Annotated in this window: 20 protein-coding genes and 1 pseudogene; 6 read left to right on the top strand and 15 right to left on the bottom strand. The window is 65.8% G+C overall.

Translation table 11 applies throughout. The features are described 5' to 3' along the window. Window positions 1-11: 11 nt before the first annotated feature. From G6N24_RS09480 to G6N24_RS09500, 6 genes are all read right to left on the bottom strand, one after another. Window positions 12-833, bottom strand: coding sequence for an alpha/beta fold hydrolase (locus G6N24_RS09480; protein WP_085160144.1), 822 nt, complete (start codon window positions 831-833; stop codon window positions 12-14). Window positions 834-845: 12 nt separating this feature from the next. Continuing rightward, window positions 846-1,313, bottom strand: coding sequence for a hypothetical protein (locus G6N24_RS09485; protein ID WP_232070730.1), 468 nt, complete (start codon window positions 1,311-1,313; stop codon window positions 846-848). Further along, window positions 1,310-1,528, bottom strand: coding sequence for a hypothetical protein (locus tag G6N24_RS24375; protein WP_232070731.1), 219 nt, complete (start codon window positions 1,526-1,528; stop codon window positions 1,310-1,312). The genes G6N24_RS09485 and G6N24_RS24375 overlap by 4 nt, the downstream gene beginning before the upstream one ends. After that, the gene (locus G6N24_RS24380) at window positions 1,497-1,652 is read right to left on the bottom strand and encodes a hypothetical protein (protein ID WP_232070732.1); all 156 of its coding nucleotides are present in this window, start codon (window positions 1,650-1,652) and stop codon (window positions 1,497-1,499) included. Before G6N24_RS24380 ends, G6N24_RS24375 begins: the two co-directional genes overlap by 32 nt. A gap of 714 nt (window positions 1,653-2,366) precedes the next feature. Continuing rightward, window positions 2,367-2,636 (bottom strand): EF-Tu/IF-2/RF-3 family GTPase, encoded by a 270-nt coding sequence (locus G6N24_RS09495; RefSeq protein WP_085160142.1) that lies wholly within the window; start codon window positions 2,634-2,636, stop codon window positions 2,367-2,369. A 74-nt stretch (window positions 2,637-2,710) separates the two neighbouring features. Further along, window positions 2,711-3,061, bottom strand: a complete 351-nt coding sequence (locus G6N24_RS09500; RefSeq protein ID WP_232070733.1) for a hypothetical protein — start codon at window positions 3,059-3,061, stop codon at window positions 2,711-2,713. Window positions 3,062-3,400: 339 nt separating this feature from the next. Here G6N24_RS09500 and G6N24_RS09505 point away from each other — a divergent pair. Next, a pseudogene (locus G6N24_RS09505) lies at window positions 3,401-4,145 on the top strand (ribonuclease Z); the annotation flags it as partial. Window positions 4,146-4,307: 162 nt separating this feature from the next. Next, a complete protein-coding gene (locus G6N24_RS09510; RefSeq protein WP_085160140.1) occupies window positions 4,308-4,952 on the top strand; it encodes a response regulator transcription factor in 645 nt (214 codons plus the stop codon). Window positions 4,953-4,992: 40 nt separating this feature from the next. On the opposite strand, the gene G6N24_RS09515 is transcribed toward G6N24_RS09510, so the two are convergent. Continuing rightward, window positions 4,993-6,180, bottom strand: coding sequence for a sensor histidine kinase (locus G6N24_RS09515; RefSeq protein WP_085160138.1), 1,188 nt, complete (start codon window positions 6,178-6,180; stop codon window positions 4,993-4,995). A gap of 407 nt (window positions 6,181-6,587) precedes the next feature. Continuing rightward, on the bottom strand, window positions 6,588-7,487 hold the full coding sequence (locus G6N24_RS09520) for a haloalkane dehalogenase (protein ID WP_085160152.1): 900 nt from the start codon (window positions 7,485-7,487) through the stop codon (window positions 6,588-6,590). Between the two features lie 98 nt (window positions 7,488-7,585). On the opposite strand from G6N24_RS09520, the gene G6N24_RS09525 reads away from it, so the two are divergent. Further along, window positions 7,586-8,197 (top strand): TetR/AcrR family transcriptional regulator, encoded by a 612-nt coding sequence (locus tag G6N24_RS09525; protein ID WP_085160136.1) that lies wholly within the window; start codon window positions 7,586-7,588, stop codon window positions 8,195-8,197. Here G6N24_RS09525 and G6N24_RS09530 read toward each other — a convergent pair. Then, a complete protein-coding gene (locus G6N24_RS09530) occupies window positions 8,181-9,194 on the bottom strand; it encodes an NADP-dependent oxidoreductase (protein WP_085160150.1) in 1,014 nt (337 codons plus the stop codon). The genes G6N24_RS09525 and G6N24_RS09530 overlap by 17 nt on opposite strands. Before the next feature lie 501 nt (window positions 9,195-9,695). On the opposite strand from G6N24_RS09530, the gene G6N24_RS09535 reads away from it, so the two are divergent. Further along, entirely contained in the window at window positions 9,696-10,742 is a 1,047-nt protein-coding gene (locus tag G6N24_RS09535) for a M48 family metallopeptidase (RefSeq protein ID WP_085160135.1), read from the top strand. 81 nt (window positions 10,743-10,823) lie between these two features. Beyond that, entirely contained in the window at window positions 10,824-12,524 is a 1,701-nt protein-coding gene (locus G6N24_RS09540) for an FAD-dependent monooxygenase (RefSeq protein ID WP_232070734.1), read from the top strand. Here G6N24_RS09540 and G6N24_RS09545 read toward each other — a convergent pair. The 6 genes from G6N24_RS09545 to G6N24_RS09570 form a co-directional block, all read right to left on the bottom strand. Further along, a complete protein-coding gene (locus tag G6N24_RS09545) occupies window positions 12,437-13,024 on the bottom strand; it encodes a TetR/AcrR family transcriptional regulator (RefSeq protein ID WP_163745471.1) in 588 nt (195 codons plus the stop codon). The two genes, G6N24_RS09540 and G6N24_RS09545, sit on opposite strands and share 88 nt — an antisense overlap. 141 nt (window positions 13,025-13,165) lie before the next feature. Beyond that, on the bottom strand, window positions 13,166-13,990 hold the full coding sequence (locus tag G6N24_RS09550; RefSeq protein ID WP_085160130.1) for a glycoside hydrolase family 16 protein: 825 nt from the start codon (window positions 13,988-13,990) through the stop codon (window positions 13,166-13,168). A 187-nt stretch (window positions 13,991-14,177) separates the two neighbouring features. Then, window positions 14,178-15,350 carry a PPE family protein gene (locus tag G6N24_RS09555; RefSeq protein WP_085160128.1) on the bottom strand — a complete coding sequence of 391 codons (1,173 nt, stop codon included), beginning with the start codon at window positions 15,348-15,350 and terminating at the stop codon, window positions 14,178-14,180. Between the two features lie 42 nt (window positions 15,351-15,392). Beyond that, complete coding sequence (locus tag G6N24_RS09560) at window positions 15,393-15,692, bottom strand: PE family protein (protein ID WP_085160126.1); 300 nt, start codon at window positions 15,690-15,692, stop codon at window positions 15,393-15,395. Between the two features lie 270 nt (window positions 15,693-15,962). After that, complete coding sequence (locus tag G6N24_RS09565) at window positions 15,963-17,351, bottom strand: APC family permease (protein WP_085160124.1); 1,389 nt, start codon at window positions 17,349-17,351, stop codon at window positions 15,963-15,965. Between the two features lie 123 nt (window positions 17,352-17,474). Continuing rightward, complete coding sequence (locus tag G6N24_RS09570) at window positions 17,475-18,101, bottom strand: cutinase family protein (protein ID WP_085160148.1); 627 nt, start codon at window positions 18,099-18,101, stop codon at window positions 17,475-17,477. Between the two features lie 240 nt (window positions 18,102-18,341). Between G6N24_RS09570 and G6N24_RS09575 the strand changes: the two genes are divergently transcribed. Beyond that, window positions 18,342-19,166 (top strand): TIGR03560 family F420-dependent LLM class oxidoreductase, encoded by an 825-nt coding sequence (locus G6N24_RS09575; protein ID WP_085160122.1) that lies wholly within the window; start codon window positions 18,342-18,344, stop codon window positions 19,164-19,166. Window positions 19,167-19,388 lie beyond the last annotated feature (222 nt).

The following is a 19,388-nucleotide window of genomic DNA, read 5'->3' on the forward strand; positions in this document are numbered from 1 at the left end:
CGCCTGACCCGTCACAGATGGGTCAAGAGCCGCTCGGCGAACGTCTCTGGATGCTCCCGATGCATGAAGTGCCCGCCTCGGACCTCCTCGACGACGTATTCGTCCTCGAACATCCGGGCGGCGGCCCGGTAGTCCGAGGGCTCGACGATGGGATCGTCGAGCCCCGCAAACACGACCGTCGGCACGGTGATTCGGGCCTTCAGTGACGCCGACAGTATCGGGGAGAGCTTTCGGTAATAGCCGAATGCCGCGTTCAAGCTCGCCTGGTTCGAGAAGGCCGCCCGGACGGCGTCGAACTCCCTGGGGTCGGGGTTCCAGAGCGGGGACCATCGCCGATAGATGGCGGGGAGCGCTGCGAAGTCGTTGCGCGCGAAGCGGTTCGGCGCGCCCGGCAGCTTGTATGCTGCGAAATGGCGGGCGCCCCAAAGCTTCTTCAGCGACGGCTTGAGCGTTGCGGGGTGGGGGATGCCGATGGTGAACAGCTTCGTCACTCGATCCGGGCACAGCCCCGCCGCACCGTATGCCGCCGACGCTCCCCAGTCGTGCCCGATGACGATGGCGTCGCCGGCGCCGAGGGCTTCGATCAACGCAAGCGGATCGCGTGCCAGGGTCTCTTGATCGGGGTCTCGATCCGGGATCGCGCTGGGGTGGTATCCACGCATGAATGGGCTGACCGCACGGTATCCCTTGGCGGCGATCCGCGGGCGCAGATCGTCCCACGTGTGCGCCGTGTCGGGAAACCCGTGCAGCATGAGCACCAGCGGCCCGGAGCCCTCCTCGAGGTAGGCGAACCTCAGCCCGTTCGCTTCGGCGAAACGGATCTCGTTTGTCATGGCTTGGCGACACTACGCCGATTGCCACGCTGTGAACAGGTGTGGACCGATCAGGTCAGCGGGCGCCGATTGCGCGCAGGTGCGCTCGGAGAGGGCGCCGAACGCTTGTTGGTGGCCGGAGCTGGCCGAACCCGTCAGGATCAACCCGGATCGGCGCGCGTAGGAGAAGTATTCGGTCCGCGTCGCGTCGGCCGGTTTCCCGCTCAGCGTCGAGGTGAGCGCGTACCGGAAGCGCTGCGGCCCGTCGGCCGGGCGAGAATCCTCGAGGATGGTCACCGTGTACGCACCGGCGCCGGCGGTAGTGAAGCGTGAGCACCGCGACACCAGCGCAATCATCGCGTCGAACCCGGCTGGGTCGAATTCACGGCCGACCATCAGGCGGATGTCCTTACGGTCGGCGACGCCGTCCGGATCGGCGGTCGCCAGCACGTACAGCGCGGCAGCGATCAGCCGTGGCCACCGTTGCGAGGGGCCGCTCACATCGCACGCAGCCTTTGCAGTGTGCGAGCGGCGACTTGCCTCACCTGGTCGGCGTCGGAGCCCTCCATGTAAATGGAGCATTCCAGCAGGACACCGCGCACCGCGTAGTAGACGACGTGGTACGTCGACGGCGGATCGTGGCTGCCGCTGGTGGTGAAGGATGTGGTGACCGCGACGGCGGCGTCAGCGCCGGCGGCTGCGCGCGCTTCCACCAACCGTGGTGACGGTGCGCTCGTCTTTGACCTCGCCGTCACGGTCGTAGTTGGTGACGCGGTAGGCGCCGCATGGCCCGAGCCAGTCCAGATAGTTGGCGATCCGCGCCGGCCCGTCGGGGGCCACCCAGATCGCAAAGCGGCTATTGGGTCCGTGTTCACGTCGCTCCCGGTCGCCGCGGCATCCGCCGCCACGGCGTCCTGCACAACGATCTGGGGTACCGGTCGACCTCGACATAAGCGGCCAGGGATGCCCCAGACTGCTTCAGGATGTTAGGGATGTTGGCGCATGTGGCCGGCGTGTAGACGGCCACCGGGCCCGGTCGCGGCGTGGGGTGCTCGACGTTGGGATGCCTGAAGGCGTGGTCCGCTGTAACCGCCCGGCCAACGAATAGCCCCAGTCCACCAGGAAGTCGGCGCTGTCGGGCAACGCCGTGGCGAGTTAACAGTCCGATCGCGATAGCAGGCTCGCCGAGGGGGACTTCGCCTCGTTCGAACCCGGCCCGATCACCACCAAGACCGCACCGCAGGCGCCGAGCATGGCGAGAGCCGCAGCACCCACCACCTGCGGCCATGCCGGTCGCGTCACCGGTCGAGAAGGTGATCCCGCGGTCATTCGGGTGCTACTCGACGCCCACGCCGCTGGCGCAATCGCGGGTAGCCGGAATCGATCTCCATGAGGTCATACTCAACCGCCAACGAGCCTCATTCGACCGGTAACGCGCCGTGTTCGGGTCCGCCTCGTTGGCGGCGCCGAGCAGACGCATAAGTCCCCGAAAACGGCCGTTTTCGGGGGACTTTGCGTCTGCTCGCGCCAGCCAGCGACGCCATGACGATCCCGTCAGGCCAGGAAGGCGCCCGCGGATGTGATCACGTCTCCGGCGGCAAGATCGCTCGTTGTGAGCTTCCTGAACAGCAGGCCGACGTTGTCGCCAGCAGTCGCGGTGTCCCTTTTCTTGCGGAAAGCCTCGATAGCGTCGACCGTGACGCCGCGCCCGCCGTTGATCTGCACCGTGTCACCGACGCGCAGCTCCCCATACTCCACGCAGCCGGTGGCGACCAGCCCGCGACCGCGGATGAAGAACACGTCCTGGACCGTCATGCGGAACATGCGGCAACGCTACTGGCCCGACGGCCACCGCGAAATGCCAGACTGATCAGACGCGCGTCAGCCGCGTCCGTTTGCTAGCCGGTGCCGACGCAGCCGCTGACGTCGAAGTACCGACCCACGTCAGCGCATGCGTTGACGCTGCCGGCCGGGGCCGGCGGCGGTGGGGGCGGAGTGGAGTCCTGCGACGACGCGTATTGCTCGACGGTACCGGCGACATCCGAACAACCACCCACCGAGACGTGTCGGCCGCCCACGCTGGCGCAGGCATCGGCCCGAGCCTGCGCGGGGGCGGCGAGGGCGAGGGCTCCCGCGGCTCCGGCCATCGCCAGCACCAGCGCAGCGGCCGATAGCCAGGATCGCGCGCGCCGAGGCGCGTTGCGGGTCCGATTCTTGCCGCTGCTCATCGGCTGGGCTGTGCCGTTCATGTCGCTTCCCCTGTCTAGTTGGCTTGCTTGCAAACCGTTGTTTGCCTCACTGACCACTATCGGCTGCCGAACGCGACAAATCAGTCGGATGAACGCCCGATCCGGGGGACGAAATTCTCTCCCCCTATTGGGGGAGGACAACGAAGTCCGCGGCCCCGCCGCAGCGCATGCATGGGCGGCCGCGAGAAAGCGAAACACATTGGTGCAGCAGGGTTTTCACTCACATACCGGGTCCCGCCGGGAGCTGCGCGGTGTCGCGGCGGCCGGTCACCGAACCCGTGGGACACGCTGGCGTTGAGGCAATGGTTGTGGCATACCAGTGGCGTGATTGAAGTGACATTGCTGGGCACGGGCAGAGGGGTGCTGCAGCGCGCGGCCGCTGTCGGCGTGAGCGCCAACGCGCTGACGGCGCTGTTGGTGACCCATCTGCACAGCGACCACATCGCCGATCTCGGTGACGTGTTGATCACCCGGTGGGTCACCACATTTGGACCCGAACCGGCGCCATTGCCAATCATCGGCCCGCCCGGAACTGCCGCCATGGTCAAGGCGACGTTGGCCGCCTTCTCCGCTGATATCGCCTATCGGATTGCCCACCACGCCGACCTGACGCAGCCCCCCGCCGTCGAGGTTCACGAACACACCGAGGGAGGCGTGGGACCGGGACGGAGTTCGGGTGTTGGTGGCACCCACGGGCCACCGGCCCGTGTCTGCGACGATAGCGTTTCGCGTCCAGCACGACCGCGTGTCGGTCGTCTTGGCCGGTGACAGCGTGCCGTGCCACGGCCTTGACCAGCTGGCCGCCGGCGCGGACGCCCTGGTGCATAGCGTGATTCGCAAGGATCTCCTGAAAACGTTGCCCCAGCAACGCATTCGAGACGTCTGCGACTACCATTCCTCGGTCGAAGAGGCCGCTTCGACCGCGTCGCGCGCCGCCGTGGGCACGTTGGTGCTCACCCATTGCGTGCCGCCGATCGCGCCGGGGCAAGAGGAGGCATGGCGGGCGTGCGCAGCCGCGCATTTCGGCGGACGCATCGAGCTGGGGCCCGACCTGCACCGCATCGAGGTGAACGGCACCACCTGACGAGCGCATTCACGGCCGCCCACGCCTCCGAATCGTCCGGCACCGACGTGACCGGGCGCGCGCGAAATTTGTCGCGCCATTCGAACGGGGAAGCAACAATGAGAAGGCGCCCGACTGACCGTCAGCCGGGCCCAGCTTTGCCGAGAGCGCTTGGAGCAGCCCATGGCCGACCCCACCCGAGTCACAGTCGTCGTCGCCGACGATCACCCGGTAACGCGCCAAGGCGTGGCGCGCGCCTTGAAGTCCAGCGGACGGGTCGAGGTCGTGGCCGAGGTGGCGGACGGTCGCGCGGCGCTGGAGGCCATCAGGCAACTGCGGCCCGCGGTCGCCCTTCTCGATTACAAGATGCCCGAGCTGGACGGCCTCGAGGTCACCCACGCGATAACCCGCGATGGGTTGCCCACTCACGTGGTGCTGCTGAGCGCCTTTGATGACAGTTCGATTGTCTACAAGGCCCTGGCCGAGGGTGCTTCGGGATACTTGACCAAAGAATCCGACAGCGACGAGATCGTGAACGCGGTGGTCAGATGCGCCAGCGGCGACACATACCTGCCCGCCGGGGTGGCAGGTGGGTTGGCCGGTGAGGTCAAACGGCGCGGCAGGGGAGACACGGCGCTACTCACCGAGCGTGAGGTCCAGGTGGTAACGATGATGGCCGACGGGTTGTCGGTTCCGCAGATCGCGTCGCGCCTGCACCTGGCACCAAGCACGGTGAAGACGCACGTGCAGAGCCTGTACGAGAAGCTTGGTGTCTCGGATCGTGGGGCCGCCGTCGCCGAGGCCATGCGGCGTCGACTGGTGGAATGAAATGAGGCCGCTGGCCCGTCATCGCCGAGGAGATGCGGCATCAGCGCCGAAGAGGCAGCTCTACGCGTAGGTGGGCCCCGATGGGCTCATCGATGATGCTCAGCGTGCCGCCCGCGGCTTCCACTCGCGCCCGATGTGAGGCCAGACCGATGTGTCCCTGCGCGAGACGGCGCGCCGCGGCGTCACCGCTGACACCGATGCCGTCGTCGGCCACGTCGATACGAGCAATGTCATGGGCGACTGCGAGTTTCACCGAAGCCGTGCTGGCCCGCGAATGACGGGCCACGTTGGACAACAACTCGCGAATCACCCCGAATAGGATCGGGTCGACGTCGTTGGCGTCCGGGTAGTCGATGTCGGTTGTGATGGCTATGCCCGAACGGGCCGAGGCAACGGAGGCCAGCTTTTCGACGGCAGCGGCCAAGCCAACCTGCTCGAGCACGGCTGGGTGTAGCTCGAAGGTTGCCTCGCGCAGTTGCCGGGAAGCATCGTGCAGGCTTGCCAATGCATGGTCGAGGGGCGCATCTGGGGCCACCTTGAGGAAGTCGGCGATGTCGCGACGGGCCGCCAGCACATCTTGCAGAGGTCCATCATGGATGGACTCCGAGATCTGCCTCCGCTCCGCCTCCGAGGCGGTCATCGTCTCGGCAAGTAGCTCCTCACGGGAGGCGGTAAGTCTGACCATTTCGTCGACATTCCGCAATCGGAAGAACACCACCAATAACGCTGTGCCGCAGATGAACCCGTATATCAGCACTATCAACGCCGTAACCGCCGGACCGAGGCGCGGCGCGATCACCGGGTCCAGGAGAACCGATGCGGTAAATACCGCCAGGCTGCAAGCCAGCACGGTCGCGGCCCGTCGCAACGACAGCTCGACGGCCACCATGCGCGGCAATAGCGCCATCACCAACAGCGGAATGTATCCGCCGGGCGACAACAGCTTGAAGCCGAACACGGCCACCACGTCAACCAGTGCGAGCGTCAATATCGGACTGTCGCTGCTAAACAGGTGACTTGGGCTCGAAAACGCCCCTATCAGCGCCCCAACCGTAACGAATGCGTAGACACTAAGCAGCACGGCCTGCGTGGGCCATCGTTTCGGATCGGTCCCGATCAGCATCGCGCCGATCATGATGATGACGACGCCGACACGAAGCACCGACCCGGCCTGCAATGACCGCAACCGCTGCTTGCCGAGGACCTGCTCGACATCCGTGCTTTTCATCGTTTACCTAACATACGGCGGCCGCGTGAACCTTCGGCTTGGTCCCATCCCGCGAATGTAGATCGCCTCTGCCTCAATCGGATCCAGCGATTGGCGGATCAGCAGGCGGAACTGTCCTCCCCCGAACGGGGGAGCTTCGGCATTTGCGATCGGACGACGGTGACGCACGCGAGCGTGGAGATCGTCCGCTAGGAGTGCGGTTCACGCGGGTCCGGCGTTGCCCGAACCGGGTGAGGTGTTCATTCTGCGCTGGGCGCGACGAAATCGCGGTCCGCGGCACTCTGGGCGCAGACTGGGCGTCCTGGATGCAGACTCGCGCGTTCAGGCGCCCGGGCAGTGGACCGCCGTCCTCGCCCGGCCAGGGGCTTGGCCAATAGCCCGGCAGGGCGGCGTCACGGCTGGACTGGCTAGACCGTGGCGAGCAGACCAAGCAGTTCCTCGGCGAGTTGCTCACCGCGGTCTTCTTGGAGAAAATGCGCGGCGCCCTCGATCCGCACCTGCTCGCGGGCGGCGGGGATCAAGTCGCAAAAAACCTGTCCCGCCTTTGGGTAGGGAAAGACGGGGTCGGTATCCGAAAACGCAACCAGAGTTGGCTTGTGCCACCGGGACAGCTCGTCGCTGATCGCGAGCATCTCCTCGACGCCCGGGGCGTCGTCGCTGGTGGGCACCAGCAGCGGGAATTGGGCGGCGCCGGCCTTTGACTCGGCGGTGGGGCATGGTGCGTCGTATGCGGCGACGACGTCATCGGAAAGTTGCGTGGTCGTGGCGCCCTGGATAACGACGCCGACGGGTAGATCCGGGTTGTTTTCGGCGAAATTGCGCCAGGCCAGGAATCCTTTGGACACCCGCCCGGTGAACAGGCCGGTATTCATGATCATCAGCGCATCAACCCGGGCGGCGTTTTCCACCGCCCAGCGCAGGCCGATCGGGCCGCCCCAGTCCTGAACGACCACGGTTGCGTGCTGCAGCTCAAGCGCGCCCAGCACCATGGCGACCGATTCACTGTGCCGGTCGAACGTGTACCAGCGGCGGTCCGTGGGCTTGTCGGAGCGGCCGAACCCGGCGTAGTCGGGCACGACGACCCGATGCCCGGCCGCGACGAGCGGTGGCAGCATCTTGCGGTAGAGGTAGGCCCAGCTCGGCTCGCCATGAAAACACACGACGGGCGATCCCTCGCGCGGCCCCTCATCCAGATAGTGCATCCGCAGCCCATCGACCTCGAGGTAGTGGGGGGCGAAGTGGTAGCCGGGAAGACTCTCGAAACGCGAATCGGGTGTTCGGAAAACCTCCGAGGCAGTGGAACTCATTGCCGCCATCTCCATTCGGTACCGGGCCGCGCGTGCACGACGCTGGACAACCTATCCGATTTTTGACCGACCAGTCAACTATCTACTACACTTCGTGAGTGCCACGGACCTCGAACGCTCGTGACCGCATCGTGTCAGTCGCCGCACGACTGTTCCTCGAACGCAGCTACCACGATGTGGGAGTCGAGGAGATTTGTGCCTCAGCTGACGTTCGCAAAGGCAGCTTCTACCACTACTTCTCGTCGAAAGCTGACCTGGCGAAAGCGGTTATCGACCGGCACATGCGGGTATTCCAGACCCGTCTGGCCAGCAAGCCCGGCGCGACTCCCGCCGACCAGCTGTACGCGATTCCGGACGCAATCGTTGCCATCCAGACGGCGCTTCACGCGGACTTCGGACGCTTCGTCGGCTGCCCATTCGGCAACATGGCCGCCGAGCTCTCCACCACCGACGAAGCCGTACGCATTCACCTCGCCGCGCGATTGGCCGCGCTGGAAGCTCAACTAGCCAAGATCTGCCGCGACGCCGCGGCTCACCGAACACTGCGCGAGGGCGTCGACCCCGACCGACTCGCCCATGCTCTATTCGCGCACTACCAGGGCCTTATCTTGCTCGCCAAGCTGCATGGCTCGAGTGTTTCCGCCCTGGCACCCGCGCTGCACGACTTCGTCGACGGCCATCTCGCCGATGAGTTCAGGGTGAGACCTTGACCACCAGCTTGCCGACATTCTTGCCGTCAAACAGCATGTTGATCGCCGTCGGCAGCTGCTCGAAGCCCTCCACGACGGTCTCGAGCGGCGTCAGCTTGCCCTCGGCGATCAGGCTGGCGATCTCGCCGATCGCCTCCGGCGCACGGCCGAAGTGATCGAGGACAATGAAGCCCTGCAGCGTCGCACGCTGAATGAGCAAGTTTCCAAAGGCGCGTGGTCCAGGCGGCGGGTCAGCCGAGTTGTATCCGGAGATCAAGCCACAAAGCGCAACACGCGCACGGATGTTCAGTCGCGCGAAGACCGCGTCCATGACGTCGCCGCCGACGTTCTCGAAGTCGACGTCGATGCCGTTCGGGGTCGCCGCGGCGAGCTGGGCGGCCCAATCGTCGGCACGGTGGTCCACGGCGGCGTCGAAGCCAAGCCGGTCGGTCAACAGCGCGCACTTCTCAGGTCCGCCGGCGATCCCGACGACGCGCGCGCCACTGGCCTTGGCGAGCTGGCCGGCGACCGAGCCGACCGCGCCCGCCGCGGCCGAGACGACGACCGTCTCGCCCGGCTGCGGCTTGCCGATGTCGCGGACCCCGATCCACGCGGTCAGCCCGGTCATCCCGAGCGCGCCCATGTAGGTGCTCGGCGGGACGCCCTCGGCGACGTCCACCGGAAACAACGGCATTGCGTCCGACGCAACCACGTACTTCTGCCAGCCGACGAGGCCCTGCACGATCTGTCCGACGGGATAGTTCGGATTCTTCGACGCGACGACGTCGCCGAGCCCGCCGGCGCGCATCACCTCGCCGATGCCGACGGGTGGCAGATACGTCGGGGTGTCGTTGATCCACATGCGGTTTGTCGGATCGAGCGAGATCCAGTCGACGCGAACAAGTGCCTCGCCATCCTTGATCTCGGGCATCGCCTCCTCGGTGAGTTCGAAGGTGTCGGGGCCGATGCGCCCGCTGGGGCGCTCGCGCAACAGAAAACGGCGGTTTCGATCCGGCATAACCGCACCGTACATATGCGCCGGGCAGACGCGAAAGCCCCCATTTGGGCCACCAATTGGGGGCTTTCGCGTCTGCCCGCCGTGTCACCGGTGGTTGCCGTCCTTTCGGCGTGGGCCCCCGACGCGCGGCGAATTCACGGTTAATTCTCATCTTTGGACACAGTTTGATCACAGGTTTGCTGGCAACCCTGGATATCGAGGCTAAGACCCACGGGGCAGTGGGTTTGGCGTTGCCGGCCGAGAGGAGTCGATAATCGTGGCGAATGCGTCAGAGGCAAATGTGATTTTCCTTCAGTCGCACCCCGTTTGGACCGCAGCCCGGCAGCGCGAATGTCAGCGCCAGGAAGAGATGCGCCGCCATCCTGCATTTCTCGCCCGCCAGCGCGCCGCCGACTTCAGGGCGTGCCCCGGCGCCGACGCACCCGCCTGACGCATGAGCTGAGAAATCGCCTCCGCGCGGCGCCGTATCCTGGATACGCGACGACCGAGGGGACAGCGTCAATGTCTCAGCCACCCGCGACAACCCGCAACACGTTTCCGGGGATCAGCTCACGCGCGTGGGAGCACCCCGCTGACCGGGCCGCCCTGTCCGCGCTGCGCCGGCTCAAGGGTTTCGACCAGGTCCTGAAGCTGATGTCCGGGATGCTGCGGGAGCGCCAGCACAGGCTGCTGTACCTGGCCAGTGCGGCACGCGTCGGACCGCGCCAGTTCGCGGACCTCGACGCCCTGCTCGACGAGTGCGTGGATGTCCTCGACGCGCCGACGAGACCCGAGCTCTATGTGATGGCCTCGCCGATCGCGGACGCATTCACGATCGGGATGGATAAGCCGTTCGTCGTGGTCACCTCCGGGCTCTACGACCTGATGACGCACGAAGAGATGCGATTCATCGTGGGTCACGAGCTCGGCCACGCGATGTCCGGTCACGCGGTATACCGCACGATGACGATGCACCTGATGCGGTTGGCGCGGTCATTCGGCGTGTTGCCGGTGGGCGGCTGGGCGTTGCGCGCGATCGTGGCCGCCCTGATGGAATGGCAGCGCAAATCGGAGTTGTCCGGGGACCGCGCCGGGTTGCTCTGCTGCCAGGACGTGGATGCCGCGATCCGGGTGGAGATGAAGCTGGCCGGCGGAAGCCGGCTCGACAAGCTGGACTCGGAGGCCTTCTTGGCCCAGGCCCGGGAATACGAGAAAACCGGTGACATGCGCGACGGCGTGCTCAAACTGCTGAACTTGGAGCTGCAGACGCATCCGTTCTCGGTGCTGCGAGCGGCCGCGCTGACCGCATGGGTAGACACCGGCGGCTACGGAAAGGTGCTGTCCGGCGACTACCCACGGCGGCTCGACGACGACAAGGCCACCTTCGCAGACGACCTCGGTGACACCGCCCGCCATTACAAGGACGGCTTCGACCAGTCCGATGACCCCCTGATCAAAGGCATCCGCGAGGGTCTTGGTGGCATCGTCGACGGCGTGGGGCGTGCCGCCACGAGCGCGGCCGATTCGTTGGGCCGCAAGATCACCGAATGGCGGCAGGGCTCGAAATAGCGGCCGGCGAGGGGACGCCGCCGCTGTCCGCCATTGCCTTATGTCTCCGGTAGTACTACAGTTGTAGTGATAATTCATCGATTGAAGAATTTCTATCCGGAAGGCTGGGCGGCGATGGACGAGCGGTTGACCCCGGTGCTGGTCGTCGGCGCGGGACCGACCGGGTTGACGATGGCAAACGAATTGACACGCCACGGCGTCGCCGTGCGGATCGTTGATCGCGAGGCCGCGCCGGCGAGGACGTCGCGTGCGCTGGTCGTGCAGCCCCGGACGTTGGAGATCCTGGACGACATGGGCGTGATCGACGAGGCGCTCGCGGCCGGCAGCCCGGCCACCTCGCTCACCCTCGTATTCAGGAAAAAGCGGGTGCGACTCGACCTTGACGGCGCGTTGAGCGGGCCGCGGAACTACACCGCCCATCCCGCCCTGCGCACGCTCTCCCAGCATGACACCGAGCGGATACTCACGGAGTCGCTGACCAAACAGGGCGTCGAGGTCGATCGCGGACGGGCACTGATCGATCTGACCCAAGACGGCGATACCGCGACGGCGTGGCTGCGCGGGGCGGACGGATCGATCGAGACCGTGCGGTGCCGGTGGGTCATCGGCTGCGACGGCGCACACAGCGCGGTGCGCAAGGCGGCTGGCATCGAGTTTGCCGGCTCCACCTACCGTGACGAGTTCATCATGGCTGACGCCGAAATCGATTGGGAGCTGCCGCATGACGGACTGTACGGGTTTCCTAGTGCCGCAGGCATTTTCGCGGCGTTTTCGATGCCCGGCGAGAACCGGTTCCGAATCTTCGGCAATGTACCGCTGGGGCCCGAGGGACCCGGTGCCGAGTACAGCGAACCAACCCACGAAGAGTTCCAGGCGATGCTGGACGAGCGAGTGCCGTTGGCCGCCAAGGTCATCAGGGAGCACTGGGTGACCCGCTACCGGGTGCACAGCCGAGTCGTGCCCGTCTACCGCGACCGGCGCATCTTCTTGGTCGGCGACGCCGCGCATGTGCACAGTCCCGCCGGGGCCCAAGGAATGAACACCGGCATCCAGGATGCGTACAACCTGGCCTGGAAGCTCGCCCTCGTCGAACGCGGCATCGGCGATCAAGCGCTGCTCGACAGCTACCAGGCCGAGCGTCACCCCGTCGGCATCCAGTTGCTCAAGACGACCGACCGGCTGTTCGCGGCGTTCGTCGGGCACAACCCGATATCGACGATCGCGCGCGGTTGGCTCGGCCCCATGGTGGCCGCGCGAGTGCTCACTCGACGCTCCCTGCAGCGCCGGTTTGTCGGCATGTTGGCCCAGTTGCGGCTGCACTACCCGGACAGCCCGCTCAACGCCGCGGACGGCACGGGCTGGGGCGCTGCGCCGGCACCCGGCGACCGGGCACGCGAGGCCGACGTGCTGATCGACGGACGACCGGGACGCCTGTACGCGACGTTCCGCGGCATCCACCACACCGTGTTGCTGTTCACCGGGCTCGACGAGCAGGCGCGACCGGCCGTCGAGCTATGCCGGATCGCCGCACAGATCGAGCGAGCCTACCCGGGGCTGGTGCGGGCGCGCGTGATCAGTGCGGAGCGGTTCGCCGATCACCCGCTGGCGCTTGGTGATCCGGATCGGTCGGCGCACCGGCAATACGGAGTGAAGTCGTCGTGCGCGTTCGTCGTCCGGCCGGACGCGCACATCGGCTACCGCGGTCGGCCGGTGGGGGTCGATCGGCTCCTGGCTGATCTGGCCGCCCGGCTGCCCGCGGGGCTCGGCTCGAGGACCTTGTGAATCATGGTGCGCGTGATCTCACCGGGGCTGCGAGCGCCCAAGGTCTGCGGCATCACAAGCGAGGTGAACAGCATGCCGTTGTAGAACGCGCCGAGAAGCTCGACGTCTTCCCTCGACGGTTCGGTGTCGTTCACGCGATGGGCAGCACGCGTGAGCCCCATGGCGTCGGCGGTAATGCGGTCGAGCACCTCGCGCAGTTCGGGCTTGCGGGCGCACTCCAGGGCCAGTTCAAGCATCGCGAGGTAGCGGCCCGGATAACGGGTCAGCGCATGATCGACCACGTCGCCAAGAAAGTCCGCCACGTTGACCGCCCCGCCCGCATCCGCGTATTGGGCGCGCAGTTCCGCAATCAACGCGAAGTGAAGGTCGACGATGCGCTGAATCGCCGCCGCCACCAGCGCTTCCCGCGAACGAAAGTAGTTGGATGTGGTTCCCCGCGGCACCTCGGCCGCCTCGTCGACCGCGCGATGTGACAGGCCGTGCAGACCCTGCTCGGCCACTATCCCGATGGCGGCGTCGGTGAGTTTGTCACGCCGAGGCTGATTGCTCGGTGGCACGTGGCTGGCTCCAAGGGCTCCCTCATCGACATATCACTATGGACATAGTAGCGCTGACGTAGTGCCAAGCCGCCGGGCGGCGTCCTACCAGACACGCACCCAGTCGACGAGCATCTGCGCGGGGTAGCTCCCCGGTCCGGGATCACCGCCACCGGATCCGGCAACCGCAAGGTTCAACACCGGAAACACCGTGTAGCCAGGATCATTGAACGGCCAGTCGGAGAGCGAGTTCGCCGACACAGTGAAGTATGGTTGCGCGCCGTCCACATGGTCTTGCCAGAAACGCATGCCGGCCTGGTCCCATTGGCATCGCCAGGTGTGCCACCCGCTGTCCACCGCGATGTTGTGGGTCTTCCATTCGGAGCCGTTTGACTTGGCGTGGACGGTGGTTGCCGACGGCCAGTTGCGGTTGCCGTACCACTCCAAAATGTCGATTTCGCCGCGGTCCTCGTTGCCCAACCACCAGGCGGGCCAGCAACCGGCGGTGAGGCAGTCGAGTTTGATTCGGGCCTCCCACGTGTGGCCGACGCCTCCCCGCCACGGGCTTTGAATCTTGCCGCTGTAGTAGGTGCTGCCGTCTTTCGCGGCACGGATGACCAGGTTGGACTTGCCGTCGAGGAATACGTTTTGCCGGTCGTCGCGGTACTGCCCGATGTTCTCGGGCAACTCCCAAAACGTCGGATCCTTGATTTGCTCTCGGGCGCGCGCGACCGTCCACTTCGACGCGTCGGGTGCCGAGCCGGCCGGGCCATCGAAGTCGTCCTGGAAGAGGTAGCTTCCCGATTGGCCATTGGGCGACGGCGCATCAGGTGGCGACGGGTGCGCCTGGGCCTCCGGAAGGGGCATCGCGGTGGCCAACGCGCCGACACCCATCATCAGCAGCAGGCTGCGACGATCCATCTCGGGCATAAGCAGGGGACGATAGCAGCCGGCGCGGTGCCGCGCGAAAGCCGGCCCAGGCTCGCAGTGCGGCGCCGAAAACGGGTAAGCCCATGTCGCGCGGGGCCGCAAGCCACAGCACCGTCTTCGTTGAACTCAACGTGGAGCGAGCCCGGCCGGTGCTCGCGCGTTTCCGAAGGATCGTAAGCGAGATCTCTTACCCGGCGGCCGGCGGTTTAGCCATCACCGCAGGCTTGAAACCGTAGCTCGGTAGATTGCGCCCGTAGTTGCTACCAACCAACTGCCCAAATGGGGCAATCGGAAGGGTGTTCAGGCCTTCCGCGGCGGCCGGGGCCGCAGCGGCGTTGGTAAGGGCCGCCAACGGAGGGTTGGTCACGGCGTTCACGGGCGCCCAGCTCGGCGGCACCGACAACGCCCCCAGCGGCAGCGCCTTCCCCAGACCCGCCGCCACACCCCCGACGTTGCCGGCGCCGTTTGTTGCGGCCGACCCCGCCGCAGCCGCTCCTTCGACCGCCTTGGCCACGGGCGCCAGCCCCTTCATAAACGTCGTCATGGCTGTAATCCCGTTGCTGATCTGCCCAAAGGACTGCCCGACCTGAACCCCCATCTGCGCCGACGAGACGTACGGCACCACGTACTTGCTGTACAGCGTGACCATGTCGTCGAGCGACGTGTTTTTCACAAGGAAGTCGTCTATCGGCTTGGCGGCGATTGGTGCAGACAGGGTCTTCAATACGTCGACGATCCTGGGATTTACCATGCCCAGCACGTTTTGCACGTTGGCTTGCGCGGAATTGTTCACCGCGTTGAGGACCGCATTAGCCTGATCGGCCAGCCCGGTCGGGTTGGCCACTTCCGCCGGCTCCGCGAAATCAGTCAACTGTGTCGCGGTCGCCGCGGCGCTCGCGTAGCCGTACATCGCCGCCGCGTCCTGGGCCCACATCTCGAAGTAGGCGGCCTCGGTGCCGGCGATCGCCGGGGTGTTTTGCCCGAAGAAGTTCGTCGCGATCAACGCCGCCAGCAGCGCACGGTTAGCCGCGATCACGGGCGGAGGCACCGTCGCCGCGTACGCCGTTTCGTACGCGGCGACGGCCGCCCCCGCCTGGCTTGCGGCCAGCTCGGCCTGTTCGGCGCTGCCGTCCAGCCAAGCCACAAACGGAGCCGCCGCTGCGACAAGTGAAGCTGACGACGGCCCGAGCCACGGACCGCTGGTCAGCGCCGAAATCACCGACCGATGACCCGCCGCGGCCGCGTGCAACTCAGCGGCCAGCCCGGTCCACGCCGCCTCGGCGGCGAGCAGCGAACCCGCACCCGGACCGGTATACATTCGCCCGGAGTTGATTTCGGGCGGCAACAACCCGTAATCCATGTCTCAAACCCCCGCCATGTTTCAGGCCCCTCGACCGACCGTTTAACCGGCCGACACCGCGTTGGCCGCCTCCGTGGTCGCGTATGAACCCGCACCCTCCGCCAGCGTCGCCGCCAGCAGCCCTTGAATCCTGACCGCACGCGCGGCCAGCGCCTGATACCGCTGGGCATGCGCAGCGAACTGCGCCGCCGTCAGCGCTGATACCTCATCGGCCGCCGCCGGAACGACCGCGGTCGTCGGACCGGCAGCGACCGCGTTGCCGGAAATCATCGCGGCGCCGATCGACTGGAGATTGCTGGCAGCCGCCGCCAGCTGCTCTGGATACGCAGTTACGAAAGACACGCGGTTTTCCTTCGCGGGCGAGAAAGACCTGTTCTGTTGCCACGGGACGATATAGATCGGCTGCCGATATATTCAATGCACCCGGGCCGGGCGAATCGGCCCTGATCTTTGCTTTTCGTCAACACTCACGTTGATTTTAATTTCTCCGCTCGAGCGAACGTTTTTCTCGCATAGATATTCGGCCCGAATATATGCGTTTCATATGCAATTAGCAAGGAAATTATTCACGCTGAATTTATGAATTTGGCATGCATTCTTAGGCAGCTGCGGCTACTCGCCGAGCCCGGGCCCTGCCCCCACCCGCCCAAGGGTTCTGTAGTAGTGGAGATAGGCCAGCGTCGGTACCGCGATGAACGTGGACGCGACCAAGGCGATCGAGAAGTAGTTGGGGCCAGCCCGGGTGAGGAAGATGGACCGGTAGTCGAAGGACACTGCCAGGCCGACCGAGACAACAACGGCGACGATCGGTAACGCCTTGTCGGTGAAAGCATTTCGCCTTATCCCCGCATGCTCTTCGGCCTGAGAGCGCGCCAACGCGATCAGCGCGATCGGCACGATGATGAACTGGACGAATCGGGCGATGACCGCTAGGCCCGTGAGGTTCATGTTGTCGAACCGAAGCGCCAGCGGGAACGCGAGCGCCAACGACGCCGTGATTCCGAAGGCGATCATCGGCACGCCGAAACGGTTCTTGCGGGACAAGCCGGTCGGCAGGATTCTGCGATCCGCCAGCGCGGTCCAAAGACGCGGGGCACCGAACGAGGCGGCCACGTTGATGCCGAACATCGATACCAGGGCGCCAACGATGACGACCGTTCGGAAAGCGTCGTTGCCGATCGCCGCCGCCAGTTTCACGGTGTCGTGGGAGGCGACGATCTTGTCCGAACCAAGCAGCATCGCGACCACCACGGCAAGCAGGTAGATCATTCCGACGGCGAAGATCGCCAGTGGTATCGCTCTCGGGAGGGTGCGATCCGGCGTGTCCATTTCCTCGGCGGCGTTAGCGATCGATTCGAAACCGGTGAAGGCGTACAACGCGGCGATCGTGGCAAGGGCCAAACTCGACGCGGTGCTCGTGCCGATCTCGGCGACGCCGAGCAGTGAGTAGGACGCCGGGTGGTACGCCGACGACGACGTTCCATAGTTGTTCACGCGGCAGGTGGCGATGACCCACAACCCGCCGGCGGTGAAGACGGAAAGCGCGAACACCTTGCCCAGGGTTGAGGTTCCGTTCGCCCACCTGATCACGCGGTTGCCGAACAGGTTGATGGTCAACAGCACGCCGATGAGGGCGACAAACGTCAACGTCTTCACGCTCAGCAGTTGGTCGTTGTCCGCCCAGGCCTTACCCGGGAAGGCCACTCGCAACAGCGTCGAGACGAACAGCGACGCCAGCACCCCCCAGGCAATGGACGCGGTGATCGCGTGGGTGACACCGACGTAGATGCCTACCCGCTGCCCAAACGCGGCCGTCGTATAGGCATAGGAGGCGCCGTTCGTTCTGACGTACCTCGCCGCCGACGCGAACACCAGAGCCATCACGCCGGCGAAAAGGCCGGCCAAAATGTAGGCAAGCGGTGCGAGGGGTCCGGCGAGCTTGATCACCGCGCCGGGGGTTAGGAAGATGCCCGCTCCGATTATCGAGTTGATCCCGAGCATGACAACACTCCAGAAACCAAGCTTGCTAATCGCGCGTCCTCCTGTTCGCGGGTCGACCGCCGCACAGCGGTCTACCGCTGAAGCGCTCGGTTCCTCGGCGTCCCGATCCGTCCGCGTTCTCACCTACAACTTGCCAGCTACGAAGTCGGCGGCCTGGTTGGCCATGCCCGCCGCGATGTACGCGTTGGCAAGATGTTGCGGCCAGTTCTCTTTCCACGTGTTTGGGTCGGCCGGGTTGCAGACGGGATCGGCGCCGTGGCACAGCTCGATAGTCCTGTCGTTGTAGATCGGGTTGAAGTTCGTGATCGGTCCCATCCACTGGCTCCCGTTGCCGAACAGCGCGACGGCGGCGATGTGCTCGTCGGTGCCCGGCGGGAGGGGACTGTCGAAACCGAAGGCGGCCATGGGCACCGCGAGCACCACGTCGGTGACCGCCGCACCAAGCGAATACCCGCCCAGCACCAGCCGCGTGTCCGGGCAGTTGTTCACCATGTATTGGATGTGTTGGCTCATGTTGTTTGCGCCGACGTCGACCTCCGTGTCGGCGGGGTACTTCACCGCGTACGTACCCATGCTCTTGCCCGGAATCTTGGAGCTGAGCGCGTTGATGAACGCGTTGCCCAGCGCGCCCGTCCCGGGTGATTCCATTCGGCCGCGGGCAAAGACGACCTCCACTTGCGGACAGTTCGCCGCGGCGGCCGACGGCGCGGCCCACAGGATCCCGGACGGCAACACTACAGCCGTGAACATCAGCGCCGCGGCGATCAGGACCGCCGCGGCGCCACCGTCAAACGCTTTACCGACAGCTAAGACGCGCACAGCAAGATGTTAGCGATTCGCGCCCCGCGGTTCGCGGCGAAAGATGAACCCGTGCTCGCCGGAAATTGGCAACGATGCCCGCGCCTCCGGTGACAATGCGGCCCGAGCCGCCTGATGGCCGGTGCGGAGATTTGCGCCGCACAACAACGTCACCGACCCTACTATCACCGCATGCGGATCTCGGTTAAATTCGCGCTGAGCTTCACATACCCCGAGTTGGCGGACTTCTGGCGCACCGCCGATGGTCTTGGCTTCGAAGGGGTGTGGGACTACGACCACTTCTTCGGACCAAAGGACCACACCGAACCGACGTATGAGGGATGGACGACGCTGGCCGCCATGGCTGTGGTGACGCAGCGGGCACGGATCGGCTGCTTGGTGTCCGGCGTGACGTATCGGAATCCGGCGGTGCTCGCCAACATGGCGGTCACCGTCGATCACATCTCCGGCGGTCGGCTCAGCTTTGGGCTCGGCGCCGGATGGCACGAGGCCGAGCACCGCGGGTACGGGATCGACTTTCCGAGCCCCGGCACCCGAGTCGCGATGGTCGACGAGGCACTGACCGTGATCCGCAGGCTCTGGACCGAGGAATCGGTGACCTTCACCGGGAAGTTCTTCACCCTCGAGAGCGCGCTCTGTGAGCCCAAGCCGCTCCAGCTCCCGCACCCGCCGATCGTGATGGGGGGCACGGAGCCGAAGATGCTGCGTGTCGTCGCGCGTCAGGCCGACGAGTGGAACATGCCCGGCCATGAAGGTCCGCAGAGGTGGGGCGAGGTGAACGCCCAGGTCAATATGGCGTGCGCCGAAGTGGGCCGCGATCCTGCCGACCTCCGGCGTTCCGCGCAAGTGCCGCTGCACCCGGCAATGCCGGGACAGGTGGACGAGCAGCTGGCGCTGTTGGCCGAATTCGAGCAATTCGGCTGCGAGCACATGGTATTGGCGTTCCGTGAGCCGCCGACGTTAGAGCTACTCGAGCGCTGTGCCGCACTCGCTTGACCAACATGCAGGCGTCGCAAGCAAAAATGGTTGCACTGCAACGCAACTCGTAAGCTGGGCGCAGCGGGCGCTTGGCGGTCGGGCCAGTGGGTCCACCCCGGGCCGACGGCGAGAGCGGCGACGGGGTGGTCTGCCGCGGCGGCGGTTGGGTTGACGCAGCCCGTCCGACCACGTGGCAAAATACCCCTGTGGGTACCTACCGGGGATCGGCGGTCGCCGTGT

This window comes from Mycobacterium lacus, from assembly GCF_010731535.1.
Lineage (GTDB): Bacteria > Actinomycetota > Actinomycetes > Mycobacteriales > Mycobacteriaceae > Mycobacterium > Mycobacterium lacus.

What these genes read in the sequence shown, in the direction of transcription:
- G6N24_RS09480 (WP_085160144.1), bottom strand. Translation starts at nt 833, where the DNA reads ATGACAAACGAGATCCGTTTCGCCGAAGCGAACGGGCTGAGGTTCGCC.
- G6N24_RS09495 (WP_085160142.1), bottom strand. Translation starts at nt 2,636, where the DNA reads ATGTTCCGCATGACGGTCCAGGACGTGTTCTTCATCCGCGGTCGCGGG.
- G6N24_RS09500 (WP_232070733.1), bottom strand. Translation starts at nt 3,061, where the DNA reads ATGAACGGCACAGCCCAGCCGATGAGCAGCGGCAAGAATCGGACCCGC.
- G6N24_RS09510 (WP_085160140.1), top strand. Translation starts at nt 4,308, where the DNA reads ATGGCCGACCCCACCCGAGTCACAGTCGTCGTCGCCGACGATCACCCG.
- G6N24_RS09515 (WP_085160138.1), bottom strand. Translation starts at nt 6,180, where the DNA reads ATGAAAAGCACGGATGTCGAGCAGGTCCTCGGCAAGCAGCGGTTGCGG.
- G6N24_RS09520 (WP_085160152.1), bottom strand. Translation starts at nt 7,487, where the DNA reads ATGAGTTCCACTGCCTCGGAGGTTTTCCGAACACCCGATTCGCGTTTC.
- G6N24_RS09530 (WP_085160150.1), bottom strand. Translation starts at nt 9,194, where the DNA reads ATGCCGGATCGAAACCGCCGTTTTCTGTTGCGCGAGCGCCCCAGCGGG.
- G6N24_RS09535 (WP_085160135.1), top strand. Translation starts at nt 9,696, where the DNA reads ATGTCTCAGCCACCCGCGACAACCCGCAACACGTTTCCGGGGATCAGC.
- G6N24_RS09550 (WP_085160130.1), bottom strand. Translation starts at nt 13,990, where the DNA reads ATGCCCGAGATGGATCGTCGCAGCCTGCTGCTGATGATGGGTGTCGGC.
- G6N24_RS09555 (WP_085160128.1), bottom strand. Translation starts at nt 15,350, where the DNA reads ATGGATTACGGGTTGTTGCCGCCCGAAATCAACTCCGGGCGAATGTAT.
- G6N24_RS09565 (WP_085160124.1), bottom strand. Translation starts at nt 17,351, where the DNA reads ATGCTCGGGATCAACTCGATAATCGGAGCGGGCATCTTCCTAACCCCC.
- G6N24_RS09570 (WP_085160148.1), bottom strand. Translation starts at nt 18,101, where the DNA reads ATGTTCACGGCTGTAGTGTTGCCGTCCGGGATCCTGTGGGCCGCGCCG.
- G6N24_RS09575 (WP_085160122.1), top strand. Translation starts at nt 18,342, where the DNA reads ATGCGGATCTCGGTTAAATTCGCGCTGAGCTTCACATACCCCGAGTTG.